The sequence below is a fragment of the Mesorhizobium sp. P3_A10 genome (genome assembly GCF_056403175.1).
The window spans coordinates 627,597-647,188 of sequence record NZ_JBFUFZ010000001.1 but is presented as its reverse complement, the minus strand read 5'-3'; the positions used below and the strand labels follow the sequence as shown (position 1 = coordinate 647,188).

General features: G+C 59.1%; 21 protein-coding genes. 8 read left to right on the top strand and 13 right to left on the bottom strand.

Translation table 11 applies throughout. The features are described 5' to 3' along the window. Positions 1 to 21: 21 nt before the first annotated feature. Positions 22 to 288, bottom strand: a complete 267-nt coding sequence (locus AC1DXU_RS03115; RefSeq protein WP_477364205.1) for a beta/gamma crystallin-related protein — start codon at positions 286 to 288, stop codon at positions 22 to 24. A gap of 248 nt (positions 289 to 536) precedes the next feature. After that, positions 537 to 1,979, bottom strand: a complete 1,443-nt coding sequence (locus AC1DXU_RS03110; protein ID WP_477364202.1) for a hypothetical protein — start codon at positions 1,977 to 1,979, stop codon at positions 537 to 539. A 1,375-nt stretch (positions 1,980 to 3,354) separates the two neighbouring features. Here AC1DXU_RS03110 and AC1DXU_RS03105 point away from each other — a divergent pair. Beyond that, entirely contained in the window at positions 3,355 to 3,930 is a 576-nt protein-coding gene (locus AC1DXU_RS03105) for a hypothetical protein (protein WP_477364199.1), read from the top strand. A 69-nt stretch (positions 3,931 to 3,999) separates the two neighbouring features. On the opposite strand, the gene AC1DXU_RS03100 is transcribed toward AC1DXU_RS03105, so the two are convergent. Together AC1DXU_RS03100 and AC1DXU_RS03095 are read right to left on the bottom strand one after the other, a co-directional pair. Further along, entirely contained in the window at positions 4,000 to 5,049 is a 1,050-nt protein-coding gene (locus AC1DXU_RS03100; protein ID WP_477364196.1) for a hypothetical protein, read from the bottom strand. A 110-nt stretch (positions 5,050 to 5,159) separates the two neighbouring features. Continuing rightward, the gene (locus AC1DXU_RS03095) at positions 5,160 to 6,287 is read right to left on the bottom strand and encodes a hypothetical protein (RefSeq protein WP_477364193.1); all 1,128 of its coding nucleotides are present in this window, start codon (positions 6,285 to 6,287) and stop codon (positions 5,160 to 5,162) included. A gap of 153 nt (positions 6,288 to 6,440) precedes the next feature. Between AC1DXU_RS03095 and AC1DXU_RS03090 the strand changes: the two genes are divergently transcribed. Next, entirely contained in the window at positions 6,441 to 7,043 is a 603-nt protein-coding gene (locus AC1DXU_RS03090; protein ID WP_477364190.1) for a M35 family metallo-endopeptidase, read from the top strand. Between the two features lie 311 nt (positions 7,044 to 7,354). Continuing rightward, the gene (locus AC1DXU_RS03085; RefSeq protein ID WP_477364188.1) at positions 7,355 to 8,428 is read left to right on the top strand and encodes a phospholipase D-like domain-containing protein; all 1,074 of its coding nucleotides are present in this window, start codon (positions 7,355 to 7,357) and stop codon (positions 8,426 to 8,428) included. Between the two features lie 21 nt (positions 8,429 to 8,449). On the opposite strand, the gene AC1DXU_RS03080 is transcribed toward AC1DXU_RS03085, so the two are convergent. The 4 genes from AC1DXU_RS03080 to AC1DXU_RS03065 form a co-directional block, all read right to left on the bottom strand. After that, positions 8,450 to 9,313 (bottom strand): DUF2182 domain-containing protein, encoded by an 864-nt coding sequence (locus tag AC1DXU_RS03080; RefSeq protein ID WP_477364185.1) that lies wholly within the window; start codon positions 9,311 to 9,313, stop codon positions 8,450 to 8,452. A 9-nt stretch (positions 9,314 to 9,322) separates the two neighbouring features. After that, positions 9,323 to 9,961 carry a DUF1326 domain-containing protein gene (locus tag AC1DXU_RS03075; RefSeq protein WP_477270555.1) on the bottom strand — a complete coding sequence of 213 codons (639 nt, stop codon included), beginning with the start codon at positions 9,959 to 9,961 and terminating at the stop codon, positions 9,323 to 9,325. Positions 9,962 to 10,104: 143 nt separating this feature from the next. Then, a complete protein-coding gene (locus tag AC1DXU_RS03070) occupies positions 10,105 to 10,404 on the bottom strand; it encodes a putative quinol monooxygenase (RefSeq protein WP_477270557.1) in 300 nt (99 codons plus the stop codon). A 42-nt stretch (positions 10,405 to 10,446) separates the two neighbouring features. After that, a complete protein-coding gene (locus AC1DXU_RS03065; protein WP_477270559.1) occupies positions 10,447 to 11,523 on the bottom strand; it encodes a class I SAM-dependent methyltransferase in 1,077 nt (358 codons plus the stop codon). 177 nt (positions 11,524 to 11,700) lie between these two features. Here AC1DXU_RS03065 and AC1DXU_RS03060 point away from each other — a divergent pair, with 177 nt between their 5' ends. From AC1DXU_RS03060 to AC1DXU_RS03050, 3 genes are all read left to right on the top strand, one after another. Then, the gene (locus AC1DXU_RS03060; protein ID WP_477270561.1) at positions 11,701 to 12,606 is read left to right on the top strand and encodes a LysR family transcriptional regulator; all 906 of its coding nucleotides are present in this window, start codon (positions 11,701 to 11,703) and stop codon (positions 12,604 to 12,606) included. A gap of 134 nt (positions 12,607 to 12,740) precedes the next feature. Next, positions 12,741 to 13,040, top strand: a complete 300-nt coding sequence (locus tag AC1DXU_RS03055) for a hypothetical protein (RefSeq protein WP_477270563.1) — start codon at positions 12,741 to 12,743, stop codon at positions 13,038 to 13,040. Positions 13,041 to 13,230: 190 nt separating this feature from the next. Continuing rightward, a complete protein-coding gene (locus AC1DXU_RS03050) occupies positions 13,231 to 14,589 on the top strand; it encodes a chloride channel protein (protein WP_477270565.1) in 1,359 nt (452 codons plus the stop codon). Positions 14,590 to 14,614: 25 nt separating this feature from the next. Here the strand turns inward: AC1DXU_RS03050 and AC1DXU_RS03045 are convergent, their stop codons facing one another. From AC1DXU_RS03045 to AC1DXU_RS03030, 4 genes are all read right to left on the bottom strand, one after another. Further along, the gene (locus AC1DXU_RS03045; protein WP_477364181.1) at positions 14,615 to 15,136 is read right to left on the bottom strand and encodes a GNAT family N-acetyltransferase; all 522 of its coding nucleotides are present in this window, start codon (positions 15,134 to 15,136) and stop codon (positions 14,615 to 14,617) included. Further along, positions 15,133 to 15,573: a GNAT family N-acetyltransferase gene (locus tag AC1DXU_RS03040; RefSeq protein WP_477270569.1), complete on the bottom strand. Its 441-nt coding sequence runs from the start codon at positions 15,571 to 15,573 to the stop codon at positions 15,133 to 15,135. The genes AC1DXU_RS03045 and AC1DXU_RS03040 overlap by 4 nt, the downstream gene beginning before the upstream one ends. Next, positions 15,570 to 16,001, bottom strand: coding sequence for a DoxX family protein (locus AC1DXU_RS03035; RefSeq protein WP_477364178.1), 432 nt, complete (start codon positions 15,999 to 16,001; stop codon positions 15,570 to 15,572). The genes AC1DXU_RS03040 and AC1DXU_RS03035 overlap by 4 nt, the downstream gene beginning before the upstream one ends. 290 nt (positions 16,002 to 16,291) lie before the next feature. After that, entirely contained in the window at positions 16,292 to 16,837 is a 546-nt protein-coding gene (locus AC1DXU_RS03030; protein WP_477270573.1) for a carboxymuconolactone decarboxylase family protein, read from the bottom strand. 120 nt (positions 16,838 to 16,957) lie between these two features. Here AC1DXU_RS03030 and AC1DXU_RS03025 point away from each other — a divergent pair, with 120 nt between their 5' ends. Both AC1DXU_RS03025 and AC1DXU_RS03020 read left to right on the top strand, forming a co-directional pair. Then, on the top strand, positions 16,958 to 17,872 hold the full coding sequence (locus AC1DXU_RS03025) for a LysR family transcriptional regulator (protein WP_477364174.1): 915 nt from the start codon (positions 16,958 to 16,960) through the stop codon (positions 17,870 to 17,872). Between the two features lie 142 nt (positions 17,873 to 18,014). Further along, entirely contained in the window at positions 18,015 to 18,404 is a 390-nt protein-coding gene (locus AC1DXU_RS03020; RefSeq protein WP_477364171.1) for an MAPEG family protein, read from the top strand. A gap of 707 nt (positions 18,405 to 19,111) precedes the next feature. Here AC1DXU_RS03020 and AC1DXU_RS03015 read toward each other — a convergent pair. Continuing rightward, on the bottom strand, positions 19,112 to 19,585 hold the full coding sequence (locus AC1DXU_RS03015; RefSeq protein WP_477364169.1) for a DoxX family protein: 474 nt from the start codon (positions 19,583 to 19,585) through the stop codon (positions 19,112 to 19,114). Positions 19,586 to 19,592 lie beyond the last annotated feature (7 nt).

Here is a 19,592-nt window from a genome sequence, read left to right as displayed (position 1 = left end):
CTGACCTCGTGTCCGCCGGCTCTACTCTCCGGCCAGATAGATCGATGACATAGTGTCGTTTGCCAGACCAAATTCGTCGGGAGTTTGGTATTCTCCGGGTCCCAGGGGACCGCTGGTTCGGCCCTTGTAGTCAATGTGTTCAAAGAAGTGCCAGACGCCGGACACTACTTTGACCGATGATACTCGGTCCCCCCAACCCATGGCGGCCAAATTTCGAATCTCTCGATCGATTGGGTGCCGGTCATCACCAATGCAACCCGCTTCTTTAAAGATCCAGCACAACGCCATTGTTTCCCCCCAAGTTTAGAGCCATCAAATCACGCAAATGTAGAGCTGACAATATGCCTGACCTGACGCACAAGCCTCGCCTGAATCAGCGCCTTTGCGGGGGCAAAGCATTTGACGTTCAGTACATGGAGGGGGAATCAGCATGCGCAAGATCCATATTTTCGCGGTGGCCGCTACCATCATTACAACCGGCTGCTCCGGTTAGGGCATCGTCTGTTTTTCTGAGTGCGCCGCGTGAGTTAAGGCCCTCAAAGATGCCACCCTAAATCATCAATTACCTTGCCTGGGTGAGGAAGGTCTCTCAACTGGTTAAGTATTTGTTCAGTTCTCCCAAGGGGATCTGGGTGCTCCAGCTCATTTCTAAATGACTCGATCACGGGATTGGTCGGGTCCATTAGAGCAATGATCTGTTTCAGGAGATGCTGAGCCTTTCCCAACTTGTCGGAAAAGTCCTCTAACGCCTTCTTCAATTCGGACCTAAGGCTCTCCTCAGTGGAATTGTCATCGGGCGGAGTCGTGTCATTCGCCGTGTACATGGCAGCGATAAACATGCAGTCCCAGTACATGGTATCAGTCCACTCCTTCTTTGCCGTGTCGCGCTCCCATGACCACTGTCGCCGAAGATGCGGATGAATAAGATCCATCGCAGCAGATGGGCACTCGGCAAGGATAAGAGGCAGCATGCTGTCCTTGTTACTCCGGCGGTGTGCCACATACTGGAAGAACGGGTTGAGGGGTTCACTCTCTACTGCGCTCTTGGCTACGCTGCTCATCCAGTTGGTTCCTGAGCCCCAGTCCTGCAGCATCATGATCTGGAGTAGCGCGTTGTGTCGTGGAAACCCACGGTCATTGAATTGTCCGGACAACGCCTTCTCGATCTGAGGCAGGTTTTGTCGTTGAACCACCTCCGCCGCAAGCTTAGTACGCAAGAGGTCAATCGGCTCAATAGCGTCCTCGTACGCTTTCAATGCTTTCTCGAAATTATCCCTCAAGGCTTTTAACTCAGGGGGCTGCACCGGAAACTTTCCGACAGTCTGGTCGTAAGCGTTCCTCATCGCGTGGGCCATATTGGCAACGGTCGGTATAGTTCCCGCCGGGCTGTCCAAACAGAAGGGTAGGGCGACGTTTAACCTGCTCGCGAGCAGGAGGAGCGTCTGGCAATCCCCGATCCTGAATACGCAGCGGTCATTTTTGCAGTACCTAGGCGTACCGACCGGCATGGGGCCACAAAACGTCAAGCATCGCTCGTTCGAGTCGATCCAGTGGACCCACCGCCTAAAGGCGTTCGGATCGCCCTTGAACCCGAAGTAAAGGAAAAGCCCCGCAGCGTGGTCACCACTAAAGGTGGTCTCTCCGCTTTTGAGCCCGACAGCTTCCACGGGATGGGTTCGACGCTTCTCTGGGGACCTCCAAAATCGACCGGTGTCGTCTTGCGAAAGTCCAATGGCGTTGCAGCCTCTAGGGTCGCCCGCTCGGCAGAGAAGGGCGTTGAACATGACAGAGTCACCGTCGTCGCACGATGGCGCGCCGCTTTCGGCCTCCTTCGAGGGAAAGGCTGCTGCGGGTGAGGGGCAGTAGAAGGCCCGGCTCTCCCAATAGGCCATCCTAATTTCAAGCTCCGATGCGTTTGGCGAGAGGCGCGTCCACACAGAGCCGTTATCCCAGTTTATGGAGATTCCGTCCGCACTCACAGTCGCCCCCACTCCCCAACCGATGGCCTGTATGCGTCCTCCAGAACCGGTTAGCGCTGTCTCCTGGCCGCACTCGTTGCGAGCCGAGCCGTGGGCGGCGGAAATAGACGCGTAGCGGTGGGGAGACGCAGGGCTGCAACCGCACCCAGACTGGCAAATCCAGGTTCCATCTAGGTTGGAGAGATTTTGGGCCGCGACGCGTCCCACAGAAACCAATAAGACGATGAATGCGAACGATATGGCAAGACGCATCATCTCAACCCCAAGAGTTGTTGCAGCAGTCCATCACGCGGAGCATAGCGACTGCAACCATGCCCCAATAAGCTTATCACAAGTCGCCTACGCGACGACAGGCCGAGGCGGTATCAGCGGGCTCACAACGCCCATGAGGGGGGCGAACGCGCAGCGTCGACCTACGAACCACGAAGGCGGGTGATGACGGCAGCCCTGGAGACGATGTCAAGTTCGTAAGTTAGCTCTTGTTCCAACAGAGCGAGTAGGGATCGAGAGACTACAGACGCGGTCAGACAGTCGGGGGCCGAATGGCAACGCGCGCGGGCTCGCTTTCACGATGCCGCCGCCGAACCTACGATCAGGCGCAAGCCTAGGCGACGGCAGGGCGCTACGCTAACGTCTCGAGCATCCTCGGGGTTTTGTTGAAAAGACGACGTCCCTTCGGGGCCTGCCACGACCATTGATTCTGCAACGAAAAAATGCACCTGTTTGAAGCAGTGACGGTACTTTTCGAGACGAACTAAGTCGCGCTGTCGAACGCCACAAGCTGCAAAAATCGTCCGATTGTTCTCGATGGTTGGTGAAACCTCAAAATATTTTTTGTGGCGAATTTCCCTTTAAAATCAAAAGCGTAATTTTTTGACGGTCCTGGTGTCGGACTTGTCGGCGCTGATGAATCGATTCAACGCTTGATTGCGTAGAGATCGCAAATATTTACCCGTCATAGGCGGTAAAGAGCCGACCGACTGCCGCGTGGATATTGGTGTTCGGCGGGGTCCGCGATGGCTTTGATTTCGCACGGCGCAAGGCATTTTCTCAAGCTGCGATCGTCGGTAGGGGAAACAGAAGGCGCGCGACATATCGATCGCGCACCCAAATCGCTCACTCCCTTCCAGCTTCGATGCTCGAGGAGGCTTATGTGATGCCCAGGGCGACCTTCGATGATGAACCCAGGGCCGACGTCCCCGATGCCGACAAGGGAATAAGCGATCCATCCCGTTGGCAGGAGTCCGGTCCGCGATTTGCGGTGCGGCTGGAGGTTTGAATGAGTCGCGCGCGACCAGCGAGATTTGCCGCAGCGCATACTGATGGAAGCAGGTCCGATCACCTTTTCGGTCGAGCAAGATCAAAGGAGAGCACAATGAAGATACTGGTTCCATTGATGTTTCTGTTGGCTCTTGGCTCCCAGGCCGTTGCCAAGGAAGTCGATCTGAGGAACCAGACGGATGCGGACGGAGAATACAACATAGCCTTCTGCGCCCGGCCTTCGCCCGACAAAAGCGGGCTGCCCGGCCATATGTTTGTTGCGTACAGCAGGGTCACCAACACAGGAGAGCGCACTTTCGTCGCGATCGGCCACACCGTGGAAGCCGGTGTCGGCGTAACGCCCGCTGTCTGGTCCTATTTCGGCAGTCCGGTGAATGGTCTGCTCAAGCATGAAATGTACACCGCAATCGAGCAAAAGTGCCTCGATACGCGTGTCAACCAGGCCGATTTCGACAAGGCGTTTGCCTTGACGGTCAGTCCGCTCGCCGCGTTAGGCATCAGCACCGGACAGGATGTGGTTCTGGAGCAGTATTCGCTCGGCGAGGAACATTGCATGACATTTGCCCTCTCCGTCGCGAACCTGCTGGTGTCCCGAGGGCTCGTCGTGCCGGACAGGGGAGCGGTAGAAACCCCAATGAAGTATATTCAGCGGCTGATAGACGCCAACTAGTTTGCCGGCACGCTGCAAGCGACATTGGAGTGGCCTAACCAAGCTGAGAGTTGGCGCAGAATCTTCCGACTAAGTCTTGGTTTTCGCCCGCGCGCGCGGCCACGCGAATGTGAAGCCGTCACTCTCGTTGGGCCACGCTAGGCCGAATCCATTGTCGAATGCGAGCGCCCGATCGTCGGCATTCTTCACCTCGGTCTCGACGACGATCAACTGCTTGCCGGTCCAGCATTGGTGCTGCCTGTAATCGAGGAGCTGTCCAATCGCAGCCCGGATTGCGAACCTCACGGTCGCCGGTTCGGTGGGCTTGATCTCGGCCATCACATCCTCGCCTTTGTCATCGATGTAGCGCAGGTCGTCGCGAAAGCTCTGTGGGAAGACACCGTCGGGAAAAAGCTTTTTCAAGCACGCCTTGAACCGATTTTGCAGTTCGTTGTGCCGGGGGTTGACGATAGCCTCATATTCCCTGACGTAGCGGGAATATGCACTCGATGCGGCTTCTCCTGCTCGCCCCCTCCTTCGATTGACGGGTCGCTTACGGCCGTTGGAATTGGGAGCGCCGTCAAGAAGCCTCTTGACGGAACGGACAAAGTTCCGCGCCCTCTGGTTCGTCGAATCCTCCGCGTACCACCAACTGGTTTGGCCGCTCCAGCCAGGCCCGCGCTCAAGCGTCTTGTCTCGCTCACTGAAAGGCAAGAGCCGAACATCTTCGACCTTTGCTCTCACTCGGAAACTCTTGATTTCATCCACCATGTGCTGGGCTGAGGGGTATTGGTCGTTGAACATCTGCCGAGGACGATAGATGCGCGCGTTCCGGTACCATCCAACGACACAGCGCGGATCGTTGCCGCCGACCGGAGCCGTCCAAACAATGTCTACGCCATCAAGAAAGTCGTCGTCGCGTCCCGCTCCCAGGCGCTCAATGTTGACCTGTCGGTCCTCCTCCCCCTTGATGGTCTCGAAGTGGCCGTAGACGTAACCGTCTTCGCACGCGACAAAGTTCAGCTCCTCGCCGCAATATCCCTCCGACACCGGGAAACCGCCACCGCCCTTGGGTGGATCGTTTGGATCCCTCCCCGAATAATGGTCCATCCATGCGATGTTGCAGAAGAGCAATGGCATTCGTGTATCCCCACACCGGTCCTGTCTGCGCTCGACATCGGCCCAACATCCCCGTGCGAGCAAGATACCGCTGCACCCCGCAAATGAGGCAGCAGGCGGCTGAGCTCATCCTAACGGGATATTTGGGCAGCGATCGCCTCTGAGATCACTCGCCGCTTCGCAGCGCGCTCCACTGCCAGCGTATCCTCGCCGGACTCCTTGAGCCATTGAAGGAAGCGGTGGATCGCGCTTCGAGTGGTTGTGTCGTCGCGGCAGTTTCCAAGCAGTGCAAACTGGATCTGCTGCACGTTATCGGTAGCGAAGATGCCGAAACCAGGGGTCACGAAAGTCGCGTCGGGAAAGCCAAGCATGGTGCGCGCCTGGGCCTCGGTTGCGCTGCCGTGGCAGCCGATGACATGAACTGGTCCGACGGCGCCTCTCGGATAATCCGCGACGCTGCGATGATCGTCGAGAAAAGGACGCCCAACCATTTCGCGGCTCGCCGCGATCGCCAGGCTGGCCGGCGCCGCATGCAGATGCAAGACTACCGATCGACCCTCGATAGTGGCGATCACTTCGTCTGGTGCGTGTTGCGTGCCCCCGCTTTCCACCAGAGCGGCGGCCATAGTCGCGCGCATACGCGCGATCCGATCGGAAAAAGACAGCCTGCTCCACTCCAGCGCGTCGCCCTGGGCAAAGCCGCCTTTGACTGCCTCGCGGACGCCCAAGCCGACCAGCGAGGTGATCGCATCCGCAACCGCTTGATCCACGGCGTTCATCAGCTCCGGCTCGGTTCTGACCGAGACGCGGAAAGGATTGATCCGGTCCACGTAGCGCCGGAAAAGTTCGTTTGACTTCGCAAGCTCATCTTTGAGCGGCGCGGTGCCCTCAAGCTTTATGAGCCTGATCTTGGCAGGCGCTGCGTTATGGGCGGTCATCAACTCGGCATGGCAAATGCCGATATCGCCGTCGGATGGCGCCCAGCCTCCGTGCCCGGTTGCGAGCACGATGAGTATGTCTGCCTTGCGGACCTCTGCGAGACAGGCGTCCCAGCTGTTTTTGTCGGTGCCGCGGCCCGGGGAATCCTCGTTGATCCAGACCTCCAAGACGTTGTTGCCGAGGAGTTTATAGCGTTCGAGACGGTCGCGCATGTCCCGGCGTATTTCTGTCAAAGTCCTTCCGCCAGGAGGAAATTCTCGATTGCATTGGCTGGAAATCATGATCTTGATTTTTCGCAATGCGGTCGATCGTTTGGCCATGCCTCCTCCACACTCCCCAAATGTTGCAGCGCAACTGCTCCGTATACAATTAGCCGGCGGAAGGACAGGCCGTTCATGCTCAGAATCTTCTCGTCAACGGAAGAACGTGATGTACAATGTGGTGGACATTGATCTGCCATTCGGAGCAACACGATGAAGAGGACAGCTTTCATTGCCGCGACACTGTGCTTGACACTTCAACTGCCAGCAAACGCTTGGGCTGGCTTCGTCGACTGCTCAGCGGACCAGCAGCCGATAGTTCAAAGCGCTATCGATAGCTCGCATGCCTGGATCGACAACGCGCTGACCAACATGGCTCTTCCGCAACCCAACGCGACGTATGCGAAATGGTTTGGCTCCTATAATGACAGCAACTTTTCTACGGTTAAAACAAATCTGCAAACAATACGATCGCACCTGCTGATCGGCGTGATCTCGGCACACTGCCAGTGCCCCGCATCAGCTGACGCCGACCAAGATTACGCGCTGGTGGATAGTCCCAGTGACGGGATAAAGAAAACTCCATATAACGTCTACTTTTGCAATAGGTTCTTTGCAGGGACGACACCTGATACAGGCGTCGACTCGCGCCCGGGCATCGTGATACACGAGATGTCGCACTTTGATAACGTGGCCGACACAATTGACGAGTGCAGCTCGTCCGCGAAGTGTGAGACCTTGGCGGGGTCGTTGCCGGATCACGCAATTGTAAGCGCTGGTAACTACGAGTATTACGTCGAGGAGGTGCAGCCCTGAGCCTTGCGGTGACTTCGGGGTTGAGCGACTTTCGACTTCTCCGACACGAATTGACTTGCCGCAGCAGACATTTCGGTGCCTCCGTCTTCTAGACCATCGCCCCTTTGAACCGAAGCGCTCCGTATTCTCCGAGCATCTCTGTTCGTCATGCCCAATTGAAACGCTTGCATATGACAAGCAATTGAGATGTACTCTCAAAGTTGGGAGGCGTCACCATACTTTACTCTACTTGCTTCGCTTGGCGACCGCCCGCATTTCTTTCTCATAAAAATTCTGCGGTCACGTTGAGTGACCGGAAAGAAGGGAATCGTATGCGCGCAAAGGCTTCTAAAGACGGTTTGACGCTGCGGGTCATCACAGGCACCAGCAACGCCTTGCTGGCGATGGACTTAAGTGATGCAAAGCGCCAAGGTTGCTTGGGCTTCACTATCGAACGCACCGACCTGGATACCGGGGACCGCCGCTGGTTGCCCAACATGCTGCGGTTTCCTTCAGACCCGGATCCGAAATCTGTGACCGCGGCGCGAGCGCCGCTGCAGACATTCCGATGGGGTGACTATACGATAGAGGCTGGCAAGCGCTACCGCTATAGAGCGATCGCACGCTACGGCTCCGCTGCCGATATCCTGAGCGAAGGAAGAAAGGCGGAGAAGCCTGGGTCTTTCGAGGCGATTAGCGGCGGTGCGGTCATCGAGGTAAAGGCCGAAAATTCCCGCGACGAGCACACTGCTGTGTTCTTCAACCGAGGTGCGGCGGCCAGCGAGGTCTACGTTCGAAAATTCGGAAACAATGACCCTTCCAAGATACCTGACGCCCTGGTTTGGCTATCAAGAGGACTGGAGGAGGCCATCCTTGCATTCATGGCAAAGGCAAGTGACGAGCAATTCGCGTTGCACGCGGCCATCTATGAGTTTCAAAAGCCAAATTTGCTCAAAGGCCTGCACGATGCGCACCAGCGCGGTGTGGAGGTAAAGGTTGTCTATCACGCGCGAGACAAGGGCGAGAAGGACAAGACCCGAGAGAAAAATGAAGCCGCGATCGCAGCGGCGCATCTGGGTTTCACCCAACCCAGGAGGACCGACCCTCAGGGGGCGATCATGCACGACAAGTTCGTCGTGCTGCTGAAGAGGGGCGCAGACGGGGCCTTGCAGCCAGTGGCTGTGTGGACTGGTTCAACCAATTGGACGGATGGTGGAATCTACGGCCAGCTGAACGTTGGGCATGCCGTCTACGATCCCGATATCGCCGACAAGTATGAAAAGCTTTTCCAACTTCTCACTCAGGACTTGGACGAAAAGGACTCGCACGCGGCGCTCAAGAAACTCACTCCGGTTCCCACCGGCGTCGCCCAAATACAGCATGGAATCACCCCGATGCACAGCTGAGATGCTTATGCCTCTATTCGTCTAGCCGATCATCCAAGGCATATCGATCGCCCCGAGCGATACAACGATCCCGAGGGCCACCAAAGCAATCCCCAAACTACCTTCGAAGCGGCGGCCACGGGGCAGCAGCTTCTCGACGAAGACGAGCAGCGTCAAAAGCAACATCCAGGCGACGCTCATCACGCCGGTCGCGACCAGCACGGCAAACAGCGCCCAGCAGCAGCCAAAGCAATAGAGACCATGGCGCAGCCCCATCTTGAGCGCGCCAACACGCCCGTCGCGCCAGTGCTGCGCAACGAAAGCGAGCGGCGAACGGCAATGGCTGAGGCAAATGTGCTTGAGGGTCGTGAATTGATAGAGCCCGGCGATGCCAAGCGTGGCGCCGAGCGCGAGCGGTGCCCATTTCGCACGCTGGGGCGGATCGAGGCTCGTTGCAACGTCGCTACCGAGCTGGACCAGGACATATACGAGAAGGCCCGCCCCCGCCCAGACGAGCAGATAGCCCGCGACGAAGGTCCACGTCGGGATGGCCACATGTTGTTCGCGCCTAGCCTGCGCCGCCGCGAACATAAATATCATGGGCGCCGCGGCTGGCAGCATCATAGCCGCCATCATCACGGTCCACACAGCAAGAAAAGCGGCGGCGCCGGCAAATGACCAGTCGTCGGCGGCAATTCCGGCCATCGCCATGCCAGCCATGCCTTCCATACCCTCCATACCGCCGCGCACGGCAATGCCCATGGGCATATCCATGCTGAATGTCTGGTAGAGGGTGAGCGTCCACGCCGCTGCTGTCAGCCCGACGAGCGATGCGAGTAGACCGAGCGGGATCCCGCGCAGATTCCGGGTGAACCGCCGCGACTTCCTGGGGAACGCGTCAGCCATTGTCACGCCCTAGTTCGGGCCGGTCCAGTCGAACGGAATGTGCTTGCTTGAGCGGGCCGTGCCAGTCCAGTCGAGCCCGAAGCCCTTGGTGCTCACTTCGACAGAACGCCCCCAGGTGGCAACCTGGCCCGGGCCGACCTCCGAACCCGGCGGGTTGATCGTCTGCACTCGCTTGCCGGGTGGTGTGGTCGGACCGGAAAGCGCCTCTGCGCGTCCAACGACGAGACCAGGAATTTCGACCCGCCAGGTGGCCAGGTCGCCCGCCACGTCGAAAGTGATTGGCACGAACTCCATGCCACGCATCTCCCCGATATTGGCGGCAAAGCCCGCCGGCCAGCCGCCGGCGTGGCCGCCGAAGATCACCTGCAGGGCTTCGCGCTGCTGCTCATCAGCCTTCTCGTCGAGATACATGCCCATCACGGCCTTTGCCTCGCCGGCCCACAGATTGCCTTCGAACTCGCCGAGCGCCACCAGCGTCAGGCCGTCGAGCTTCACGCCGCCATACTGACCCTCACGCACATGCCAGGCGAGCACGCCCTGGCAGTGATTGCCGGTTGGCCGCTGGGCGAACTCGCAAGGGCAAGGGATATCGCAGCTGCAGATGTCGAACCAGTCGCCTGCGAGCCGCCATTGAGGCACTGCATTCATGGCTCGTCCTCCGAAGATTGGCCCTAGTTATACGCCGAAGATTGGTCGCGCTCCAGCAGTTCGTGCGTCGTTCGCTGACTTTGATGGAAAGGCCCCCACATTGGTGGTCGAGCGGTTCACACCAAGCCTGCAACTGGACCACTTCAGCTCCCGATTTCGACAACCACCGTTCCGGAGACGGGATCCGTCACGCCGAGGTCGCCGCCGAGATCCTCCAGCATGTCGCGCATTGTATCCAGAAGGCCAATCATCTGCGGCCGCGCCGCCGCGAGGCTGTCCATGTCATTCCATTCACCGACAACACAGAAGGTGCGGTCACCTGTCTTGATCAGTTCGGCCTTTCGGAATCCCTTGACGTCGAGGCTCGCCTTCTTGTGCGCGTCGATGAAGGCCTGTTCCTTGCCGGGCTTGGTGCGAAACCGAACGACATTGCAAGCGGTCATGCCTTCCTCCAATCCATAGCCAAATTGACAAATCGACCAGGCTTACGGTCGGGCCTCCAGGACCATGTTGAATGGCGTCTCGGTGGCGCGGCGGAAGCGGCGGAAGCCGCCGCTCGTAACCACCTTGCGCAGTCTGGCCTCGCCCGCCTGGGCGCCGAGGCCGAGCCCAACCTCCTGCGATAGCGAGGCAGGTGTGCAGATGAAGGTCGAGGCGGCGTAATAGATGCGGCCGACCGGATTGAGGTTCGCTGAAAGCTTGTCATGGGCGAAGGGTTCGACGATCATCCATGTGCCGTCCGGCTTCAGCGCCTTGTGCACATGCCTGGCAGCACCTTCCGGATCGCCCATGTCGTGCAGGCAGTCGAAGAAGGCGACGAGATCGTACGTGCCTGGAAAGTCCTTGGCCGCCGCCACTTCGAAGCTTGTGTTGCCGGCGACGCCGGCTTCCTTGGCGGCGGCGCGCGCCCGTTCGATCGACGGGGCATGATAGTCGAAGCCGGTGAAGCGCGAATTCGGGAATGCCTTGGCCATGAGCACGGTTGATGCGCCGTGGCCGCAGCCGACGTCGGCGACGTCTACGCCACGCTCCAGCTTCTCGACCGTGCCATCGAGCGCCGGCAGCCAGGAGCCGATCAGATTGGCGTTGTAGCCGGGGCGGAAGAACCGTTCCGTGCCGCGAAACAGGCAGGCGCTGTGATCGTGCCAGCCCACCCCCTTGCCCGAGCGAAAGGCCTGCCGCACCTTTTCTTCGTCAAGCCATAGTGCCGAGACGACCTCGAAGGCGCCGGCCATGAAAGCCGGGCTGTCCTCGTTGACGAAGACCTGTTCCTGCTCGGGGCTGAGGTAGAAGCAGTCGCTGGCCTCGTCATATTCGACATAGCCGGCGGCGGCCTGCGCCGAAAGCCATTCGCGGACCAGCCGCTCCTGCGTGCCGGTCTTTTTGGCAAGCTGTCCAGCGGTCATCTTGCTGCCCCCGCTCATTGCCGAAAACAAGCCGAGCCTGTCTCCCAGCAGCACCGCAGCGCCCGTGGTGATGGCGCCCAGATCGCCGACCATTTTTCCAAGAAGCGCTTCCAGCTTCTCCTGGTCCGGCTGCCTTTCTTGATTGCGCTCCAGCATTGGCTGATCCCTCCGGCTCGATCCAACTGCTCGCCCTTTGGCGGCACGCCCAATACCCAGCCTGGCGGCTCGCCATGGACGCGCATGGAAAGTTTACCTAAGGATAGGGGTCGCCGATAATGCCAAATTCTAATTGCGGTGATGCATACCGGACATCAGCATCAAGCGGGGTGTGCCATGGAAATGCACGAAATCCGATACTTCCTGGCCGCTTGCCAGACACTCAACTTCCGCCGCGCGGCCGACCTGGTCCATGTCACTCAGCCAGCACTGACGCGCGCCATCCAGAAACTGGAAGCCGAACTCGGCGGAATGCTCTTCCATCGCGACAAGGGCCATGTCCAGCTCAGCGATTTCGGTCGCTTGATGCGGAGTCATCTCGACGAGATCGCGCAGCGCGCGGAGCATGCCAGGCGCACCGCTAGAAGCTTTCTGTCGCTTGAGACGGCGCCGGTGACGCTCGGTGTCATGTGCACTATCGGACCGCTGCGCTTTATCGGCTTCCTCAATGCATTCCGCGAGCGGTTTCCCGGAATCGAGGTGACCGTAATCGAAGGCGCCGCTGACCACCTCACCGACCTTTTGCTACAGGGCAAGCTGGACATCGCGCTCTTGGCGCGCCCGGAGCCGTTCGATCATCGGCTGAGGGCGGAGCAGGTCTATACGGAGCGCTTCGGGCTGGCCTTCTCAACCGGGCATCCGTTCGAGACGCGGAACACGCTGCAACTGACGGACGTGCGCAACGAGCCCTATCTCGAACGTATCAACTGCGAATACGGCAATCGCATCGACGAGCTCTGCCAAAACCTCGGCTTCGAGATCAAGAGCGCCTATCGCAGCGAGCGCGAGGACTGGATCCTGGCTATGGTAGCCGCGGGAATGGGCGTCTGCTTCATCGCGGAATTCTCCGCCAGCCAGCCGGGCGTCTGCCACAGGCTGGTCGTCGACCCAGAGATCGTGCGCGAGGTGTCACTGGTCTCCGTCGCGGATCGCCTGCCTTCGCCCGCCATCTCCGCATTTGCTAAGGCGGTGATGGAGTATGACTGGCACATACCGATGACGGCGGAATCGACTGGTCTCTAAGTCCGCAGTCCCGCCTTCCGCGTCAGCAAACAGGCGCCATACGATCACATCTTCGTGTCGATGTAACTGACCCTAATTTCCAGCGAAGCCCAGAATGGGGCAACTCTGCCCCTCAAAAAATGGGAGTATTCCGAATGCATTCGTTCAAAATCTTTGTCGCCGTCAGCATTGCCGCTCTTTGCGCCTCGCAGGCATTCGCCGAAGACACAATGGGCACGATGTCCATGATGAAGGGCGGGCAAGTGACAGCCGTCATGCCCGATGGGCATATGGGCACCATGATGCCGGACGCCAAGATGAGCGCCGAAATGATGAAAATGGCCAAGCCGATCAAGCATTGCATGATGATGATGACCGACGCCAAGGGCAAAACCTACATGGTCGATACGTCGACCAAGAAGGCCCAGGCCGAGTGTGAAAAAATGGCGATGTGAGGAGTCATCGCGCCCAGTCAATGCTTCCATCCCGCCGGCACGCGCGCCGGCGGGATGTCCGATCGATCCTGCGCCATCGAGACCATGTCACTGCCGTGGTTGCTGATCCTCGCCAGCCATAGCTTTTGCTTCGCAAGGTTGATCGGCTCGGTGGGTGTGTTAGGCCGGGTCTATTACGAAGGGACCCAACATGGCACGCTTATCGCGACGACATCCGATGCTGCGGCGCTCGCAGGCGATGTGGGTTTCGCGACGCGTCTGGCAGCCGCGCATTGTCTTCTGGGCAGGTGCCATTTCGATCGGGCTGATCAGCGTGCTGTTCGCGATCCTTGCCGACCAAGCACAGGCGCTATTCCATACCGTTATCGACAGCGGTAGCGGCTGGCGCTTTTACCTGCCATTGGTGCTAACGCCGCTCGGCTTCGTTCTCTGCGCCTGGCTTGCGCATTCCTTCTTTCCGGGCTCGCAGGGCAGCGGCATTCCGCAGGCGATCGCCGCGCGCCATCTGCGCGATGACGAAGACCGCGGCCACATCCTGTCGTTGCGGCTGGTGGTGGGCAAGATCGCGCTCACCGTCGTCGGTCTAGGCTGCGGGGCTTCAATTGGTCGCGAGGGACCGACAGTGCAGGTCGGCGCCTCCCTGATGCTGCAGGTCGCGCGCTGGGGCGGCATGGGGCAGGCGCGCGGACTGATCCTGGCCGGGTCCGCGGCCGGCATAGCGGCTGCCTTCAACACACCGCTTGCCGGCATTGTCTTCGCTATCGAGGAGATGGGCCGCGCCTATGAATCCCGCACCAATGGGCTGGTGCTAACGGCGGTGATCCTCGCTGGACTCGCATCATTGGGCCTGGTCGGAAACTACACATACTTCGGCGTCGCCAAAGAAACAGTTTCCTTTGCCAGCGACTGGCCGCTGGTGCTTGCCTGCGGCATCATCGGCGGCGGTGTCGGCGCGCTATTTTCTCTGCTGGCGCTGAAAGCGATGCGCCGCATCCGGCGCTGGAACGCGTTGCAGCCGCTCTGGCGCACAATGGTTGTGGCAAGCATTTGCGGGCTGGCGGTGGCCGCCATCGGGATCGCCTCGAATGGCCTCACCTTCGGCACCGGCTATGCTCAGGCGCGGGGAGCCATCGAAGGCACGCCGCTGCCGGCGTTTTTCTTTGCTGAGAAATTCGCGGCTGGCCTGCTCTCGATGGTTTCGGGCATTCCGGGCGGCATCTTCGCGCCATCGTTAGCCGTAGGAGCCGGCCTTGGCAGCGCGCTTGGCCTACTCCTCGGCGCCGCCACCGGCACCGCTGCGCTGCTTGGCATGGCTGGCTATTTTGCCGGCGTTGTCCAGGCTCCGATGACGGCCTTCGTCATTATCCTCGAAATGACCGGCAACCACGACAATGTCATTGCGCTGATGTGCGCATCGATGCTGGGCTATGGGACAGCGCGATTGATTTCGAACGAGCCGCTTTACCACGCCCTATCTCGCCTGTTCATCGCCGAGGCGATCCGGCGCAGAAGATCCAGAAATCTTGAAACATTCGACTCTGCCGCGTAGAGCCCAGTTTGAGTTGCCAGTAAGCTCAAACTTCAGTGAGCATAAGGCGCATGGCGCAACGTCGGCTTGCCGGCATTCCGTGTTCGACCTCTCGGCGCAGCACCTGTCGAAGCCGCTCTCCGGCCTGCGCGTCATCCATCACCCGAAAGCCCAGCTTCTGGTAAAATGGCGCGTTCCAGATCACGTCTCGGAACGTCGTCAGGGTAATAGCGACAAGGCGACGACGCCTCGCATCCGCAACGGCCTTTTCTAGCAAGGCGCGTCCGATACCCGAGCGTTGTCGATCAAGGCGCACGGCAAGTTCCCAGATGTGCAATGTGTCATCCTGGATCTCCGCGCTCAGGAATGCGACCGGCGGGTCGTCGAGCTCCGCCGCGACCCAGCACGTGCCCCTGGCGATGAGTTCACGGTGGCGCTCGACGGTCTGGTTATCGTCATCGGCAATCCAGGCAAGCTCCTCGACCCCACGGTAAGCTTCACCCGCGGACTGTTCGATATCGGGTAGTGCTTCCGCGTCAGGGTCTTGCGCAATTCGGATGGTGGTCATTGGGTTGCAGTCGGCTCTTCAAGTATTTTGCAGAGAATGACGTTGGAGTGTCCCTCGGGCCAATCCGCAAACTCAGCTACGCGCACGAAGCCGGATTTTTCATACATTCCTGGCGCTTGGAAATCATGGCTCTGCACCCAAATCCGACGAACGCCTCGAGCCTCGGCCTCGGCCGCGAAGGCGTTCAACAACGCTCGCGCATAGCCACGTCCCCTATGCGCCTCGTCGATCCACATCTGTTTGAGTTCGGAAGTGCCTGCCCATGAAAATCCCGTTGCAATGCCGACGATGCGTCCAACCGCGTCGCGGATCACAAAGCCAAGGCCCTGAGCGTCATCACGCCCTACAGCTTCCCGGTTGTAGGCGTAGATCCTGTCTTCGAAGGCGTCGATCTCAATTGCCGAAAGATCGTGCTGGGGTTGGGCAAGGGTGGTCATTTCGAGCGCTCGATTCCCTTGGGTCGAGACAAGACCGTCTCAAGCGACAAACGGCCAGGACCGCCTACTGCAAGCGTTGCAAGGCCGGCGAGGTAAAGCAGGATGATTTCGTAGCCAACAGGCCCGAACCGGATCCCCTCGGCCGTCACCTCAGCAAACTTCACCGAGAAGAACCCATACTGGGAATGGACCGTGAACAATGCAGTCAAAAGCACGATCGCCATCGGCACGCTAACGAGTGGAATGAATGCGCCCGCCAAGACAGCACCGCCGCCGACAAGTTCAACCAGCGTTGTCAACCATGCTAGCGCTTGAGGCTCAGGGACTCCGAGTGTCTGAAGCACGACGCCAAAGCTTCCCGGCCCTCTGCTGAGTTTGGCATAGCCATGGGCAAGGAAGCCAAAGCCCACGATCAACCTTATCGGCAACGGCGCCCATCCGGCTGTGGTGGACGAGAAGAGTCTAGTTCTCGTGACGAGTCCACTGAGATGCATTCCCGGTATACCTTTCTTTGGGCGGTGTGCCTGAGGTTCGGCACTATTCGAAAAAAGCGCGCTATGGCGCGCTAGGGAGACGGCCTCTTATTCGCCCCATGGGAACCGACCGTTACAGCCTCACGGCATCGTTACCGCCGCTGCCGGAGCCTCCACGAGACCAGATCCGAAATCGCCCGGCCCACCCTAGGCGGCGGACCGGGCGTAATGTGGAGCGGGGTCGGTCAGGCAGCTTCGGCGGCGAGAACGACGGGAAAGTCGATATCGGTCCCGGCAACATTGTTGATGAGATTGGTCAGGAAGTTCTCGGCTACGATGGCGACAATCTCGATAACTTGAGCCTCGGTAAAACCCGCCGATTTCACGGCGGCAATCTCGGCGTCCGTTACCTTGCCGCGGGTCACCGCCACCCTGGCCGCGAAACGCACCGCCGCGTCAGCCTTGGGATCGCTCGACCTGCCCTTGCGGTTGAGCGCGATCTCCTCGGGGCTGATCTTTGCCAGATTAAGACCGAGATAGGTATGAGCGGACAGGCAGTAGTCGCAGCCGTTCACCTGGGCAACGGCTAATGCAATGCGCTCGCGGGTCTTCACGTCCAGTGCTTTGGTGAGCGCACCAGACAGGCTGGTCATGCCCGTCAGAGCTGCAGGGCTTATGGATACGAGGCGGAAAAGGCCGGGCACGACGCCAAGCTGCTTGTTCACGGCGTCTAGAATGGGTTGCGAGGCGGTCGGGGCTGCTTCACGGGTCGGGATGGCAATGCGGGACATTTTATAAGCCTCTCCTGTTCGATGATGTCGATGCGACAGGAGCTATCTATTATCTTCCAGGTGGTGAGAGTATTGGATACCTAGGAGATATGACCTCTCAATATATGGAAGGGCTTGCGCGTGGACCGCCTAGAAGCCATGTCAATTCTGATTGCCGCCGTCGAAACCGGCAGTCTCTCAGCAGCAGGGCGGAAACTTGGAACACCGCTTCCAACTGTCAGTCGCAAGGTGGCGGAATTGGAAGCCTATCTCCACACCCGCCTGCTCGTCCGATCGACACGCCGACTTATCCTCACCGAGAGCGGAGCCGCCTACGTCGCAGCCTCCAGGCGAATCCTGGAGCAGGTGGGCGAGGCGGAGCGAACTGCTTCGGGCGAATACAACGTGCCAAAGGGCGATCTGATTATTACGGCACCCGTTGTATTCGGGCGGCTACATGTGTTGCCGACGATAAATGATTTCTTGGCGCGCTTTCCGGACATCAATGTCCGGTTGGTTTTGTCAGACCGCAATGTGAATCTCGTCGACGATCATGTCGACATGGCTGTGCGGATTGGCCCCTTGCCAGATAGCAGCATGGTGGCGACGCGGGTAGGATCCGTGCGCAGTGTGGTTTGCGGCAGTCCGACCTATTTTGCCGACCACGACCTGCCGAGGACGCCGGCCGATCTCTCCGGACTCTCTTGCGTCACGTTTGATGTTGTGGCGTCCGCCACGTCCTGGCGTTTTGCCACGCCAATCTCACGCGCTGAGCAGACCGTAGCGATCCGGTCACGCCTGTCAGTGAATACCGCGGAAGCCGCGATCGACGCTGCCATTGCAGGTGTAGGCGTCACCAGGGTCCTCTCCTATCAAGCGGCAAAGGCGATGGAACAGGGAAAGCTGGTGGCCGTTCTTGAAGAGTTCGAACCGGCACCCATGGCGGTCAGTCTCGTCCATGCAGGTCAGGGACTTTTGCCACTCAAGATGCGATTCTTTCTTGATTTTGTAGCCCCGCGTTTGCGCAAAGCCCTGGTGCCGCCAAAGCATGACTGATGGCGAGGCGGTCTCTCACAGCCGTGCCGAACTCACGTCCTACCATTGCGTGCGAAGCCTTGGCCGCGTCTGTTCCTTGAGTTGCGGGGACGATATGATAGCCGTCACCGCAGGCGCGGCATCAAGCATGTGAAGGACCGAAATGACACTTGAGCTCAAGTTGCTCGCGTTCAGCATAGGGCTGGGATTAGTGCAAATTATCCTAGCCTCGCATGCTGCAAGCCTGCAACGTGGTTATGCTTGGACGGCCGGCTCACGGGACGAGGCCGTGCCAGAATTGACCGGGCTTGCGGGCCGACTGGCCCGAGCGCTGCAGAATTTCGTCGAGACGTTTCCTCTGTTCGCTGCAGCTGTTCTGATCGCACATCTGACAGCCACGCACAGCTGGATGACCGAGTGGGGTGTTCAGCTCTATTTTTGGGCTCGTATCGCCTATCTCGCATTATACGCAGCAGGGGTTTTTCTCTTACGCTCCCTCGTATGGAACGTGGCTGCGCTCGGGATCGTCATGGTCCTTCTTTCACTCATCTGATCCATGGTTGGCCCATCGAATATGCGGCCTGCTCAGGTCTCAATTGCGTTATCATGGAAGCGGCACTGTATGGGGTCCAACCAAAATCGCCTTCCGCTTTGCGAAAACACCGGCCCAACAAGGCTTTTGCGGCTGCGAAATCAGGGAGTTTGATCGGGGAACGACAATTGGATGGTCAAGCCGGCGGGGTATCCTATCGTAAGCCCCGAAACGCGAACGTAGGGATTGGAAGCAAGTCGATCGCGAAGCGCCATCGCCCTCGTAACGGCCCTTTGAAGGTTCTCTCGCAGAACCTCCGGAGCGATTTCGCCGTTGGAAATCCTATATGACGGCAGCGTCTCCTCGATAAACGCTATATCTGCCGCGACTTGCGCGATGGTCTCTTCCCGGTTCATTTGATGTTGGGCTAACGCGGGACACGCCGACAACCCTATCACACAGGTTGCCACGAGGCGCTTCAACATCGACTTCCTTCCGACCATCCTGTTAGCATTGCGCACCCCAGGAGCGCATGCAAGGCGGGATCAATTGCGCAGAGGGCGATCTTGTGCAAGCCCGCAGTGAGATGGCGTCCAGGACGCGCGAGGGCTCCGTTCCCCCCCCGACAGCAACGACATCGTCTTGGAACGCGCTGGCAGTGGGCTGTTGTAAGGGAAATGCGACTGCATCAAAGACCGGCGCTCGCATCGTAATGGCTTGCGGTTTCCTCACTTACTCTGGCTGGTGATACGGTCGGCAACGTAGTCAAACGAGAAGACGCCGGCGCCACGGGTCAGCACGAGAAGCAGCAGCGAGGCCCACAGCAGGTGTTCGGCCCAGTTCTCCGGAAAAACAAAGATCTGAATAACCGAAACGACGCCGAGCAGCATCAGCGCGCCGAGACGCGAGAACAGCCCCAGGAAAAGCAACACCGCCCCGGTGATCTCTGCTGTTGTCGCCAGCGGCGCCGCGATCGACGGATCGATGAGCGGTAGATTGTATTCGCTGGCGAACAGCTGCAGCGTCACCGGCCAGGACGCCAGCTTCGATTGTGCGGACTGCCAGAAGACATGCGCAATCGCGACTCGAGCTGCGAGCTGGACCAGCGAAAATGGGATACGCTCCGGCAACTTGATCATTCGTCGGTAAAGACCAACAAGGCCGGCAGGGCGGGGCGTGGAATATTCCGGTATCGCAGTCATGATCGTC